Source organism: Martelella sp. HB161492 (assembly GCF_013184775.1).
GTDB lineage: Bacteria > Pseudomonadota > Alphaproteobacteria > Rhizobiales > Rhizobiaceae > Martelella.
In genome coordinates this window covers 1-13,883 of sequence record NZ_JAATVV010000025.1, presented here as the reverse complement: position 1 = coordinate 13,883, position 13,883 = coordinate 1, and the positions used below count along the sequence as shown (strand labels likewise).

11 protein-coding genes are annotated in these 13,883 nt (G+C 59.2%); 9 read left to right on the top strand and 2 right to left on the bottom strand.

The window, feature by feature from the left end; genetic code table 11:
* Window positions 1-516: 516 nt before the first annotated feature.
* The 6 genes from HCK86_RS23540 to HCK86_RS23515 all read left to right on the top strand — a co-directional run bounded on the left by HCK86_RS23540 (window position 517) and on the right by HCK86_RS23515 (window position 8,269).
* A complete protein-coding gene (locus HCK86_RS23540) occupies window positions 517-1,803 on the top strand; it encodes an anaerobic sulfatase maturase (RefSeq protein ID WP_210260025.1) in 1,287 nt (428 codons plus the stop codon).
* A 106-nt stretch (window positions 1,804-1,909) separates the two neighbouring features.
* Window positions 1,910-3,835: a sulfatase gene (locus HCK86_RS23535; protein WP_176086936.1), complete on the top strand. Its 1,926-nt coding sequence runs from the start codon at window positions 1,910-1,912 to the stop codon at window positions 3,833-3,835.
* A gap of 397 nt (window positions 3,836-4,232) precedes the next feature.
* On the top strand, window positions 4,233-5,267 hold the full coding sequence (locus HCK86_RS23530) for an LLM class flavin-dependent oxidoreductase (protein ID WP_176086935.1): 1,035 nt from the start codon (window positions 4,233-4,235) through the stop codon (window positions 5,265-5,267).
* A gap of 17 nt (window positions 5,268-5,284) precedes the next feature.
* Window positions 5,285-6,283, top strand: coding sequence for an ABC transporter substrate-binding protein (locus HCK86_RS23525; protein ID WP_246739752.1), 999 nt, complete (start codon window positions 5,285-5,287; stop codon window positions 6,281-6,283).
* Window positions 6,284-6,335: 52 nt separating this feature from the next.
* On the top strand, window positions 6,336-7,502 hold the full coding sequence (locus HCK86_RS23520) for an iron ABC transporter permease (protein ID WP_176086934.1): 1,167 nt from the start codon (window positions 6,336-6,338) through the stop codon (window positions 7,500-7,502).
* Window positions 7,499-8,269 (top strand): ABC transporter ATP-binding protein, encoded by a 771-nt coding sequence (locus HCK86_RS23515; RefSeq protein WP_176086933.1) that lies wholly within the window; start codon window positions 7,499-7,501, stop codon window positions 8,267-8,269. Before HCK86_RS23520 ends, HCK86_RS23515 begins: the two co-directional genes overlap by 4 nt.
* Window positions 8,270-8,607: 338 nt before the next feature.
* On the opposite strand, the gene HCK86_RS23510 is transcribed toward HCK86_RS23515, so the two are convergent.
* Entirely contained in the window at window positions 8,608-9,594 is a 987-nt protein-coding gene (locus HCK86_RS23510) for a GTP-binding protein (RefSeq protein ID WP_176086932.1), read from the bottom strand.
* Window positions 9,595-9,811: 217 nt separating this feature from the next.
* Here HCK86_RS23510 and HCK86_RS23505 point away from each other — a divergent pair, with 217 nt between their 5' ends.
* Complete coding sequence (locus HCK86_RS23505; RefSeq protein WP_246739751.1) at window positions 9,812-10,876, top strand: GTP-binding protein; 1,065 nt, start codon at window positions 9,812-9,814, stop codon at window positions 10,874-10,876.
* A complete protein-coding gene (locus HCK86_RS23500; RefSeq protein WP_176086930.1) occupies window positions 10,873-11,157 on the top strand; it encodes a hypothetical protein in 285 nt (94 codons plus the stop codon). The genes HCK86_RS23505 and HCK86_RS23500 overlap by 4 nt, the downstream gene beginning before the upstream one ends.
* Before the next feature lie 577 nt (window positions 11,158-11,734).
* On the opposite strand, the gene HCK86_RS23495 is transcribed toward HCK86_RS23500, so the two are convergent.
* A complete protein-coding gene (locus HCK86_RS23495) occupies window positions 11,735-12,316 on the bottom strand; it encodes a TetR/AcrR family transcriptional regulator (protein ID WP_176086929.1) in 582 nt (193 codons plus the stop codon).
* A gap of 91 nt (window positions 12,317-12,407) precedes the next feature.
* On the opposite strand from HCK86_RS23495, the gene HCK86_RS23490 reads away from it, so the two are divergent.
* Window positions 12,408-13,379: an SDR family NAD(P)-dependent oxidoreductase gene (locus tag HCK86_RS23490; protein ID WP_176086928.1), complete on the top strand. Its 972-nt coding sequence runs from the start codon at window positions 12,408-12,410 to the stop codon at window positions 13,377-13,379.
* Window positions 13,380-13,883 lie beyond the last annotated feature (504 nt).

Below are 13,883 nucleotides of genomic sequence, written 5' to 3'. Positions count from 1 at the left end.
AAACACGCCCGCAACGGCATGCTGTCGCCCGTCGACTTCGAACGACAGCAGAAAATCTAAACCGAGGGTGTCTACAAAACCCGGGGCTATTCAATGCATGGGAAAATTGAACGGCGACAAGATGCCTATGCTGTTAGGTTTGGGGCTTAACGGTGAGGTCGTCTGAATAATACTAATTAATATCAAATAGATAAATATAGACCTCATCCACAAAAAACATCTCGGGATCACGATGGAAGATGGACACAGCGTTCTTGTTTCGGCGGGATGTCTCGGGACAGCTCGTCGCGGCTCATGCCAGGCCTCCCATTGAAAGCCGGTTCGCCGGATGGCATGAACCGTCGCCGCAAAATGAAATTTTCCGGAGAATGTTGACGGTTCTGGAGAGACGGATTATGTATTAACTTAGTACATGCAATGTACTAGTTAGTGCTGATTGCCATGGGTGGGTTTGAGGAACCCGTTGCCTTGGGTGTGCTGTGCCTGGAGCTCGTGCGATCGGTGGGAGGAATGAACATGATGCAGGATGCAAGCCGGAAAACCCGTCCGGCGCGCCGCCCTTTTCATCTGATGGCCAAGCCGACGGGCTTTCGCTGCAACATCGCCTGCGACTATTGCTTCTATCTGGAAAAGGATAGCGGTACGCTGAAGCCGGACAGCGAACGCAGAGTCATGAGCGAGCGGACCCTTGAGAACTATGTCCGCGGCTATATCGAGGCCAGTCCCGCTGATGCGATAGAATTTGCCTGGCAGGGCGGCGAGCCAACGCTTGCAGGTATAGGCTTTTTCGAGAAGGCGCTGGCCTTCCAGAAAAAATATGGCCGCGGCAAGACGATCACCAATGTCATTCAGACCAACGGATTGCTGATTGATGCGCGTTGGGCCCAGTTCCTTGGCGAGAACGGCTTTCTCGTCGGACTGTCGATCGATGGGCCAGCGGATCTGCATGACGCGCACCGCGTTTCCCGCAATGGCAAGGGCGTTCATGACCGGGTGCTTGGCGCCCTGGAGCAATTGCGGGCACACAACGTCCAGATCAATATTCTCTGTGTCGTCAACGCAACGACGGCGGTGCATCCCGTCGTCATCTATCGCTATCTGACCCGGGAGCTCGGCGCGACATTCATCCAGTTCATACCGGCAGTGGAGCGCCGTGCACCAGGCCGCCAGACGGGCGAAGTCCTCCATCCGCAAAATGCCGGTGAGGATGCCGTGCTCACAAGCTGGTCCGTTTCGGGCCGGGACTATGGGCAGTTCATGGCGGCGGTGTTCGATGAATGGGTTCGAAGAGATGTCGGCAGCGTGTTCGTGCAGCTGTTCGACAACAGCCTTCTGGCCTGGACAGGGCAAAGTGCCGCCCTTTGCGTGATGCAGCCAAGCTGCGGTCAAAGCCTCGTGGTCGAGATGAATGGCGATGTCTATTCCTGCGATCACTATGTCTATCCGCAAAACAAGCTCGGCAACATCAATAGCGACGCTCTGGCTCGTCTTGTCGACAGCAAGGCGCAGCGCAGTTTCGCTGCTGCAAAGGCAAGTCTGCCGCATGGATGCAACCGCTGCGAATGGCGCTTTGTCTGTCAGGGTGGATGTCCCAAGCATCGCATCCATCAGGCCGGACGGCAATGGAGCAACCATCTGTGTGAAGGGTACCAGATCATGTTTTCCCATATGGCGCCCTACATGGATTTCATGGCCGATTGTCTGCGCAAAAGGCAAGCCCCCGCCCATGTGATGGCACAAGTGCCGCGGATTCTGGCGCAGGCCGGATCCGGTACGGCCGCTGTGTTGGCCGGCGACACCTAGCGTCCAAAGCACCGCAAGCTTTCAACCCGCCGCAAGACGCAGCGGGCCTTATCACCCCTGCCGCGATGAGCAGGGATAGACCTCAGGACATGACAGGAGGAAGTTAATGTCTGCACCCCTGAAAATCACCCGCCGCAGCATGTTGATGGCATCGGCGGCAACGGTCGGCATTGCCGCGCTGCCGCGCCTGACGCTGGCTGAGACACAATCCACCGCGCCCAATATCGTCTGGGTGGTCTGTCACGACATCCACGCGCCCCTGCTCGGCACGTATGGTAACGGGCTGGCGACAACGCCGACGATCGACCGGCTGGCGGCGGAAGGCACGCGCTTCGATCATGCCTATTCCGTCGCTCCCGTGTGCTCGCCATCACGCTTCGCCCTGGTCACGGGCATGTATCCCGACAGCTGCGGCCCGGCCAATCAGATGCGCGGAATTGGTCATGTGCCTGAAGAGTTCAAGCCGCTCCCGATCCTGATGCGCGAAGCTGGCTATTACGCGACCAACAACGTGTTCACCGACTATAATTGCGACCTTGATCCGGACAGGATCTGGGATGAATGTTCAATTACGGCCCACTGGCGCAATCGCCCGCAAGGCAAGCCGTTCTTTTGCGTCTATAACTATCTGATCACCCATGAATCGCGTGCGATCCACTTCTCAGGCGATCTCAAGACGGATCCGGCCAGCGTCACCGTGCCGCCCTATCTGCCCGACATTCCTGAAATCCGCACGGCCTTTGCCCAGAATGTCGATCTTGTCGACCGTCAGGATGTCGCGCTGAAAACCCTGCTCGACCAGCTGGACGAGGATGGCCTGGCCGACAACACGGTTGTCATCTTCATGGCTGATCATGGTGGCGTTGTGCCGCGGTCCAAGCGCTATTGCTACAATGAGGGGCTGCACATTCCGCTTATTGTCCGCGTGCCTGAAGCGCTGGCGCATCTGCGTGGCAGTTTCCAGCCGGGACAGCCGACCGGCCAGGTTGTCAGCAATGTCGACATGGCGCCGACGACGCTGGCAATCGCCGGTGTCAGCATCCCTGAAAATATGCATGGCAAGCCTTTCCTTGGCGCCGCGCCGCAAAGCCGCGAGATCGCCTTCTCGATGCGTAACCGGATGGATGAGCGCTATGATATGGTTCGCACGGCAACGGACGGGCAGTTTCGCTATATCCGCAATTATTCCCCACACCGCGCCTATGGTCTTCACAATGCCTATGAATGGCAGCTCCATGGCTATCAGGCCTGGGAGCGGGAGCATCTGGCGGGCACGCTCACGGACGCGCAGGATCGCTTCTGGCAGCAGAAACCGGCTGAAGAGCTGTATGACCTTGCCGCCGATCCCTATCAGCTTGAAAACCTTGCCGCAGATCCAGCCTATGGCGAACAGCTGGCGCGGCTGAGCACGGCGCTCGACCAGCATATGGTCGCCGTCAATGACAACGGTCTGATCCCTGAGGGTATTGCGGCGGAAGGCTACTGGCCGAGCCGTGCCGAAGGGGCCTATCCGATCGAGGATGTGATGGCGCTCGCTGCCAGAGGGCTTCAGAAGCAAACGGAAAATGCCGGTGATTTTGTCGCCGCGCTCAAGAGCGGGAATGAGATCATGCGCTTCTGGGCCGCGCAGAGCCTGCTCATGCTTGGCGTCATACCGGATGCGGTCAGGCCGGATGTGGTTGCATGCATGCAGAATGACGAAAGCGGCCATGTGCGCTGCGTCCTTGCCGAGGTGATCGGTCACACGCCTGACGGTGCTGCCGCCGGAAAGGTACTGTCCGATATCCTGTTCAGTGATGCAGAGCCGCGCGTCAAGCTGCTGGCGCTGGAAAGCCTGACCTATATGCCGGTCGAATATGCGATGATCGCGCGCGATGCGGTTGAGCAGGCGCCCCGGGTCGGTGATGAATATGTGACTGAAGCCTATAACTACCTCTCGCTCAAGCTGGATGATCTTTACCGGCCGGATGTTCCAACCTATTTCGGCGGCCAGCCGAAACTCGGAAAGCCGCTCGGCGATCCACGTATCTAGACTTTTTCCCGCAGCCGGCGGGATCAGGGCAGGGGCGGGCGCAGGCCGCGTCTCTGTCCTGTCCGCTGGCTGGCGGACGGCCGGGGACGGCCCGGATTCGGTAGTTGCGAAATGCATGAAATGTCGCGGCTCAGCATCAAGGGTGTTCTCTTCCATAAGCGCGTTTTGAGACCGTGGGCCTGCCGGGAGGTGGCTCGCCGACCTCCAGCAAACGCTGCAGAAAATCAGCTGGCAAAACTGCCATTCGTTGTTGATATGTTATTACATTACGTTTATGCAAAGGCTCCGTAATCACCCACGGAGTTTCCTGAATTGCAGCCCCTTTGCCAGATCCTGGACGTCAATCTGTCCTCAGCCCCAGCAGCGCGGCGAGCCCTGAAATGCGGAGTGACGTCGCGTGCGGATTGATCTGGCAGGCTTTGCCCGTGAGGATGCCATTGGCGACCATCATGCCCTGATGCGGCTGGTTGAGCGCGCCGATGCTTATGGTTATGGCGGCATCTGGTTCAACGAATTTCATTTCCGTCGCGACACCAACGCATATCCCTCGACACTCCTGCTGGGGGCAGACATCCTCGCCAGGACCGAGCGTCTGCGGTTCGGGACTTCGGTGCTCGTCCTGCCGCTGCATCACCCGCTTCTTCTGGCTGAACAGGTTGCCCAGCTCGATTTCCAAAGCCAGGGGCGCGTTGATGTCGGCATCGGCAGGGGAACGGATCCTGCAAGCTTCCGAGCCCTCGGCCTTGGCGAGGCGGTGATGAAGCAGCGATTTGAAGAAGCGCTTGGCATCATGCTCATGGCCTGGCAGCAGCCCTCAGTGTCCAGCGACGGCCCGGGATGGCACTTCTCGGATGTTGCGGTCGGGCCGCCGGTGGTTCAGCATCCCCATCCACCCATCTATGTTGCGGGGGTCTCGGACCAGACCATCGACCTTGCTGCCCGCAAGAGCTTTCCGCTGCTCTTAAGTCTCGAACCGAACGAGGAACGCCAGCTTCCGAGGTTTCGGCAGTCGCTCGCCCGTCACGGCGGAGCGCCAAAAGCGCTGATGGCATCATCGCTGTCGCGCTACATCATCATCGCCGAAACGCAGAAGGCGGCCTCGGCGCAGATAGAGCCGTTCCTGGAACGCATCAACGCGCGTCGCAATGCGCTCGCCAGAATGCGCGGCCAGCAACCGCCGGCGCGGCGCGGTCTTCAGCAGTTGCTGGACGGCTACACAATCTTCGGCACGCCGGACATGTGTCTCACACAGCTGCAGGCGTTAAGCAAGCGAAGCGGTGCCCGGTCTATTCGCCTGATGTTCAGCGGAAACGGTCTTCTGCCGCTCGATGAGGCGGAGACCGCCCTGTCACTTTTTGCCAGAACCATCCTCCCCGAACTGATCACCAGCCACGATGACGGTGCTGAGCCTTCCGAATGCCTTCGGGCATAAGCATCCAGGAGATTTCCATGACATTCTGCCACGTCCGCCAAAGACTTCTTGCCGTTGTTTCAATGACCTGTGCAGCACTTGCTCTGACGGGTCCCTCGATCGCCGCGGATTTTCCTTATGTCGACGACAATTGCGGTATTACCAATGTCTATGAAAAGGCACCTGAACATGCCGTGACACTGAGCAATAATGCGACGGAGCTGATGCTGGCCCTCGGCCTTCAGGATCATATGGCCGGGACGTCCTATATGGCGGCTCTGAAGATCTCGCCGCAATATAGCGAGGCCTATAACGCGGTTCCTGTTCTTTCGCCGCTGGTGGCCACCACAGAGCAGCTTGTCGATGCCAATGCCGACTTCGTCTATGCGGGCTATCCCGATGGCTTCAGCGAATCGCGCCACAGCCGCGCACAGCTGCAGGACCTGGGCATGAAGACGCATCTCAATCCGGAAGGCTGCAATCTCGGACAGTTCGGTTTTGACGGCCTGTTTGATGAAATTCGTTCCATCGCCGGCATCTTCGGTGTTCCCGAACGTGGTGATGCGCTGATTGGCGCGATCTCTGAGCGTCTTGATGCCATTGATGCGAAGCTGGCAGGCGCGGATGCCGTTCCGGTCTTCATCTTCAATGGCGGCGAATCCGCGCCCAACGCCGTTCTCGGAAATGCGATGCTTTCGGATGTCGTCAAAAGAGCTGGCGGACAGAATATCTTTGGCGATGTCGACAATCGCTTCGGGCAGGTTTCCTGGGAACAGGTGGCCGATCGCAATCCCGAAGCGATCGTTGTCTTCTATTCCGGAACGGCGGGCGGCAAGGTCGTCACTGATCCGGACGGAGCGCTGGGACAAGCGCGCATCGACATTCTCAAGGCCACACCGACCATTGCCGGAACGGATGCGATTGAGAATGGACGGTTCATCCCGATCAGTTCCGTTCTCGGTCAGCCGGGACCAAGCTCGATCGACGCGGTGGAACGTCTCGCCAGGGCTTTCCACCCGGACGTTTTTGCCGATTAAGCGGCTGGACGGCGGTTTTCGCGCCGCCGTCTTCTGAGGCAAGGTCAGAAACATGCCATCCACCCAATACGATATGGCGAAACAGGATGAACAGGCTGCGCTGATGCAGCTGCTGCGCACAGCGGAAATGACGCCGACGCAGCAGTGTGCCAGCAGTCTGCAAAGGGCCTCCTTTCCGGATCATGGCTCACGCATCCTGGTTTCCGCCATGCTGTTGCTCGCCGTTCTGCTCGCTGTCATCTGCATGGCCGGGCTGATGGTTGGCTCCGTCCGTATTCCGGCTGGAACAGCGCTTTCTATCCTTCTCCATGCGCTCGGCGGCGACGCGCTGATCACGGCTGACTGGCGCGCAAGCGCACAGACGATCATCCTTGAGACGCGGCTGCCACGCGTGAGCATGGCGGCATTGGTTGGCGCCAGCCTGAGCGTTTCCGGCATGGCCATTCAGGCGCTGGTTCGCAATCCGCTGGCCAGCCCCAGCATCCTCGGCGTTTCCTCCGGTGCGGCAACCGGCGCGGTTGTCGTCATGCGCTGGGGGCTGATCGGACTGGGCACCTTTACCCTGAATATTGCAGCCTTCCTTGGCGGCCTTGGCGCACTTGCCATTGTTTTTGCCATCGCCCGCGCGGGCGGCAGTCTGACACCGGGCCGACTGATCCTTGGCGGTGTCGCCCTGAACGCCGTCCTGTCCGCCCTTACCAGCCTATTGGTGCTGACGGCGCCGGACCCTCAGCTGGCATCGCGGGTTCTGTTCTGGACGCTTGGTGGCTTTGGTGCTGCCCAATGGAAATTGCTGCCGCTGCCCTTTGCCGCTCTTGTCATTGGTCTTGCCTACCTCCTGCTGCAGGCGCGCCGGCTGAATTTGCTTCTTGCCGGTGATGAGAGTGCCGAAGCATTGGGCCTCGATGTTGAGCGGTTTCGCCGGCGCATGTTCGTGCTGATCGCGGCCATGACCGGTGTGACGGTTGCCGTTTGCGGCGTGATCGGCTTCGTGGGCCTGGTCATGCCGCATATCGTCCGCTTCATGGTTGGCACAGAGCATCGCCGTGCACTTCCGGCGGCCGCCCTGCTCGGCGCCAGTTTCACGGTTGGCGCGGATCTTGTCGCCCGGTCCATCATTGCGCCGATCGAGCTGCCTGTTGGCATTATCACAGCCCTTGTGGGAGGGCCGTTTTTCATCTTTCTGCTCGTCAAGAATGCCGGAAGTGAACGCGGATGATCCGTCCTGCAAAGCTTTGCCTGAGAGAGATCCGATTTCGTGCGGGCAACCGTCGCCTGATCGATGATGTCAGTCTTGATGTTGCCGCCGGCGAGTTCATTGGCCTTCTCGGGCCGAACGGGGCCGGCAAGTCGACACTGCTTCGAACCATTTATGGCCGCAACCGTCCGGACGGCGGTCAGGTATTTATCGATGGTATTGACGCCTGGACAAAGCCGCGCCAGTGGGTGGCGCAAAGGGTCGCCGCGGTTCTGCAGGACATACCGACTGATTTTGCGCTGAGAACCGATGATATCATTGCCATGGGCCGTGTGCCGCACAAGGGGCTGCTCGCCGCTGACAATGCGCGCGACCGTGCTCTGATGTCAGCGGCGATCACCCTGCTGGAACTTCAGCCGCTGCGCAAACGTCTCTTTCGCACGCTTTCCGGTGGTGAGCGCCAGCGCGTACTCCTGGCCCGGGCGCTGGTGCAGCAGCCGCGCATTCTCATCCTGGACGAACCCACAAATCATCTCGATATTCATCACCAGCTGCGATTGCTGCGTTTCGTGAGCGGCCTCGGCGTTACCGTGGTCGCGGCACTTCACGATCTCAATCTCGCATCGATGTTCTGCGATCGTCTTTGCCTGTTGCAGGCCGGGAAGCTTGTTGCCAGCGGGACACCGGAAGCCGTTCTGACACCGCAGCGTCTCGGAGAGGTCTACGATATCGATGCCAGTATCTCCCGGCACCCCAAAACCGGGACGGTCTGGATCATTCCGTACTAGGTCCTTCGTTCAGCAGCCTTAGTGCCGTTTCACGCAGCCGGCGTAAAAAGCCGCGCCCTCCTGGAGGCGCGGCTCTGACTGCTGACAAACCTCGCGCCCTTTTACTGATGTCATGCCTGTGCTTGGTCCACAGGCATCCAGCCGACGCGCGTCCGCGCGGCGAAAGCCCCTTATGATCCAATGCCCTGAAGGGCCTGGATCCCCGTGACAAGCACGGGGATGACGACAGAGGGGGCGGCTATTCCACCCCAAACAAGCAATCTGAATGGCGTTGTCAGCTGCCTGAGCCGCGCCCTCTTGGAGGCGTGGCTCCTCTTTCGTCTGCGTTCGGCGCGCGCCTATTCAGCAGCGAGCGGCATTGCCCGGCACTTTTCGAAGCCATCGGTAATGATGTCACGCGGCAGGTTGCGGCCAATGAAGACGAGACGGGTAATCCGTTCTTCTCCGTCCTTCCAGGGGCGCTGGTGATCGCCCTCAAGCAGCATATGGACGCCCTGGACGACATAGCGGTCATCGTCGCCCTCAAAGGCAATGATGCCCTTCATGCGCAGCATGTCGATGCCGAAGGCCTGAACCGTTGACTGAAGCCAGGGAAAGAACTTGGCCGGATCCATCAGCTGCCGCTCGACCAGAGAGAAACTTGCGACATGATCATCATGCTCGTGATCATGTTCCTCTTCCAGAAATTCCGGCTCGACCTCAAGAATGCGATCGAGGTCAAAGGCCTTTCTGTCGAGCAGGCTCGAAATATCGAGATTGCAGCGCTCGGTATGGAGAATGCTGGCCGTCGGGTTCAGCCGCCGGATACGCTCTTCCGCTGCAGCCAGTGCGTCTGCGTCCACAAGATCAATCTTGTTGAGAATGATCGTATCGGCAAAGGCAAGCTGTTCCTGCGCCTCATGGGCGTGGTCCAGTTCTCCCAGCAGGTGTTTCGCATCGACAACGGTAATGATGGAATCGAGCCGCGTTTTCTTGCGGACGTCCTCATCGACAAAGAAGGTCTGTGCAACGGGTGCGGGATCGGCCAGGCCCGTGGTTTCGATCAGAATGCCATCAAAGCGGTTTTTCCGTCGCATCAGGCTTTCGAGGATCCGGATCAGGTCTCCGCGAACCGTGCAGCAGATGCAGCCGTTGTTCATCTCGAAGACCTCTTCGTCGGTATCGACAACCAGGTCATTGTCGATGCCGACCTCGCCGAATTCGTTGACGATCACGGCAAATTTCTTGCCATGAGGCTCGGTCAGAATCCGGTTGAGAAGGGTTGTCTTGCCAGAGCCAAGATAGCCGGTGAGCACGGTAACTGGTGTCGGATCAATGTCCGTCATGTTCTAACCTCGCAATGTTGCGTCAAAGCTCAATGGCCGCAGCCCGAACGGGCGCCGCCTTTATCCACATGGATATGTTATTACGTTACGTTTTCATTGACAAACGTAATAACATTACATAGCCAGTATTTGTCAATGGTGTGGTGGCAACGGCGTCGCGTTGAGCCCGTCCTTCGCCGCGCCAGTGACACGGATGCTCTCCAGCGAAGGAAAGCCCTTGAAGCAGTTTTATGACCCGATCCCGGTAACCTTGCTCACTGGTTATCTCGGCGCAGGGAAAACCAGCCTTATCAACATGCTCGTTTCAGATCAGCGTATGGCCGCGGCTGCCGTGATCGTCAACGAATTCGGCGACGTTGCCATTGACCACGATCTGATTCGTCAGGGATCAGAACGCTATTTCCGAACCACGACCGGTTGTCTGTGCTGCACGGCCACAAGCGAGATCAGAGTGTCGCTGTTCGAGCTGCATGAGGCGTATCTGCGCGGGGATGTTCCGCCGATTTCGCGGGTGGTGATTGAGACAACGGGCCTTGCCGATCCCGCTCCCATCATTAACAGCCTCATTCCCGGTGGGGCGCCGGCTCTCGGCCTGCGCGATCATGTCGTGGCGCGCCATTTCTATCTCGAAGGGGTGATGACCGCTTTCGATGCGCTTCATGGCCGCGCGACCCTCGATGCCTTTCTCGAGGGATGGAAGCAGCTTGCCTTTGCCGATCATGTCATCCTGACGAAAACGGATCTCTGTGACGTGGATCGCGACCTGGTCCGCGCGCTTTCAGTCCTGAATCCGGTCGCAACCTTCCATGACAGGCACGCCAAGGACTTTGACCTCGTCGCACTTCTGGGATCAGGACGGTATTCGCCATCGGGCAAGAGCGAAGACGTCATCGGCTGGCTGGCCATGGAAGGGCTGAATGATCACGACGATCACAGCCATGATCCGAATCGACATGGCGATGAGATCATGGCCCTTTCCCTGACAAGCGAAACCCCGCTGACGCCGCAGGGGCTGACAACCTTTCTGAAGGTTCTGACGGAGTATCGCGCCCAGGGCCTGTTGAGACTGAAGGGTATCGTCCAGCTGAGTGATGACCTCGAACGGCCGATGGTCGTTCATGCTGTGCAGCATCGTCTCGATCCCCTTGTCAGGCTGGATGGATGGCCTGGAGAAGATCACCGAACACGGCTGGTTCTCATCGGTATTGATTTGCCAGAACGCCAGATTCGCGAACTTTTTGCTGTCATCATCGCCGCACCGAGAAAAAAGAAACGCGTATGAGCCACAGTTTCATCAATCCGCTCGCCCCGCGCGGCCGCAACATTGTCAATGCGGCATCCTCGATCAAGGGCTGGACCAGAGCTGCATTATCGCTTGATGACAGCGACATTGTCTCGGTCAACGAGCTCGCGTGCCACCTTCCGGGATGTCCGCCGAAGGAGACCGTAGTCCTTGTGATCTCCGGCCCCGGCTCCGTTCGCAAGATCTCGATCCACAAAGCAATCGTGGATGTCCGCGCTTGTGATCTATGCGCGGCGCTGGAACAAACATCGCAGCCGTGAGCGGCCCGCTTTCAGCGGTCGTTTTGCCGTGTTTGAGGCCGGGAGGGGAATGGCGGGTCTTTTCTGTCAGCTCGACACAACAGACGTTCGCGCTTGGTTAATTGCAAAGTCACTTTCGGCCCAGAGCCGACCTTCGCCAGAAGGATCAACGCTGCGGTTCGGCTACCCCGAAACGGTCATTCAGGGCGTCGTGCAGCAATGGTTATAGGCAGGCCAAGGTTAGCGTTGGGAGACTAAGGGGTCATGACGCGCGGTTGGAGTAGTTCTCGACGACCTCCCAGCCTGTGGGAACGCGTCTGAATGGGTATGGGCGCCCATGTACGTTGTTGAACTATCGCTCCATGGGAGTCTCAGAGATTCCTTGAAAAATGGCCCTTGGCCGACGAGAACAATGGTGTTCCCAGCTTTCTGATAGGAGGTCATTTTCGCCAGGAGCTTCATTACACGTCCCAAGACTTCGGCTCAGGATTCCCCGTCCCAAGGCAGGATCTTCTTTGCTCCTGCTTGATTGTAATGCCGCGCCCACAGGATGGCCGGCACGGAACTCAGCCGCCGCGTGGTGGCAAGGATTCGGCGGTCACCGCAGCAACAAATCGACGGCCGTCGCAAATCGCGCAGTATATTCGTCGCGCGTGTCTGCCTGATACTTGATGCCGATCGACGCACTGATCAGGGTCTGCGCCAGGGCTGCGGCCCTTTCCCTGTGCTCAGGCGTCTCCGAGGAGGTGATCGCGTCGGTGACCAAAGCGGAAAAGCGTTCGGGCGCCTGCGTGACAATATCGCCTAGTATCTCCGGATTGGTTTCGATCAGGGCGGCGAGATCGCGGGCCAGGGGGCCGACATATCGGCCCGCCCATTGATCGAAGGCCGACACGATGCGCTCCGCCAGAGGCAAACCGGGCGTGCTGAGCTGGCGTTCGACCTCGGCCAGGTCCTCCCAAAGGACGTGCGACACGACCTCGCGGAAAAGCTGCTCCTTCGAGGCGAAAAGGAAATACAGGCCCGGGCGGGAAATCCGGGCAGCACGCGCGACCTCCTCCATGGATGTCTTGCGATAGCCGAAACGGGCGAAGGTCGCGAGAGCGGCATGCATGATAGCGATGCGGCGCGCATTGCCTTCGGCGACGGGACGTTGTGCGGCATCTCCGATGTTCGGCATCGATGGCTCCCTCCTGAGCTATTCTAGCTTTACAGATTTTGTCATTTTGTTTAGTACATGCCTCGATTGTGTGCAACCGTCAGGATCCATCATGCCCGCACCCTCCCTCATTTCCACCCCGTTCACGGCCGAAAGCACCGCTGCAGAGGTCATGTCCGGTATCAGTCTTCAGGGGATCCGCGCCATCGTCACCGGCGCATCCTCGGGTCTGGGGATCGAGACCGCCCGGTCATTAGCCGTTGCCGGAGCCGAGGTCGTGCTCGCCGTACGCAACCTCGACGTCGGTCGGAAGGTGGCGAAAGATATCCAACGGGAAACCAAGGCTGCCGCGCCGGGCGTTGCCTACCTCGATCTTGCAGACAGGTCGTCCATTGCAGCTTTCGTCGAGTCCTGGGACGCGCCGCTACACTTGCTGATCAACAATGCCGGCGTCGTCACCGGTGGTCTTGAACGTACCCCGGAAGGATGGGAACTCCAGTTCGCGACGAACCACCTTGGCCATTTCGCCCTTGCCACGGGATTGCATCGCGCGCTGGCTCGGGGCGCGGCAGAGCGGAACGGTGCCCGGATCGTTGCCCTGAGCTCGACCGCGCATATGCGAGCAGGCATTGATTTTGATGACCTGCATTTTGAACGTCGCCCTTACGACCCACAGATCGCCTATGCCCAATCCAAGACGGCCAATGCCCTGTTCGCGGTCGAGGCGACGAGGCTTTGGGCTTCGGACGGGATCGTCGCCAATGCGGTCAATCCCGGCGGCGTCGTCACCGGCTTGCAGCGCAACTTCACGGCGCAGCAAAGGGCCTCGCTGGATGCCGCCGCCGCCGCGGGCGTCTTTCGCTACAAAACCGTTGAACAGGGGGCCGCGACAACGATGGTAGCGGCCGCCTTGCCGGAATTTGCGCATACCGGCGGACATTATCTCGATGATTGCCGCGAAGCCTACACCGTCGGAAACGAGGCCTCGCTGGCCGACCATCCGCATGGGGTCAAGGAGTGGGCGTTGGACCCGCTCATCGCCCGCCGCCTATGGACGGTGTCGAGCGAGCTGCTGCTCGACTGACGGCCGCCGCTTCGCGGGGTGAGGCAAGGCCGGGCTGAAGCAAAGGCCGGAGCGGTAGCTTCATCCGCCCAACCTGTGCATTCGCTGCACTTGCGATGAACGTCAGCCTTAGGAATCCCGGCTCGGTCGTCGGACGACCGGAATGGCGGCGCTTTCTTCCGGACCGGCAGAAACGGGCCGATAGCGGAACGGCAGCTTTCGGCTTCAAAAATTGGCGAAGCAGACATTTACGCTCAATAGGCGCATAGTCGCTTTCGGCCCTCTGCGGACGTTCGCAAGGCAGCCTAACACTGCGGCGCAGCATCACCCCAAACCGGAAATAGGTGGCATCGCACAACATGGACTGACGGCTTGGTGAGGGGCGAGTGTCTGCTAGGGTCAGGACCCATTGATTTGAATTGACGACTATGATGACGACTATGATTCAGACGGGTGTGCAGGAGCCTGACTGATGAGTAATTTGTTTTGGCTGACGGACGAGCAAATGGCTCGTCTTCAGCCCTA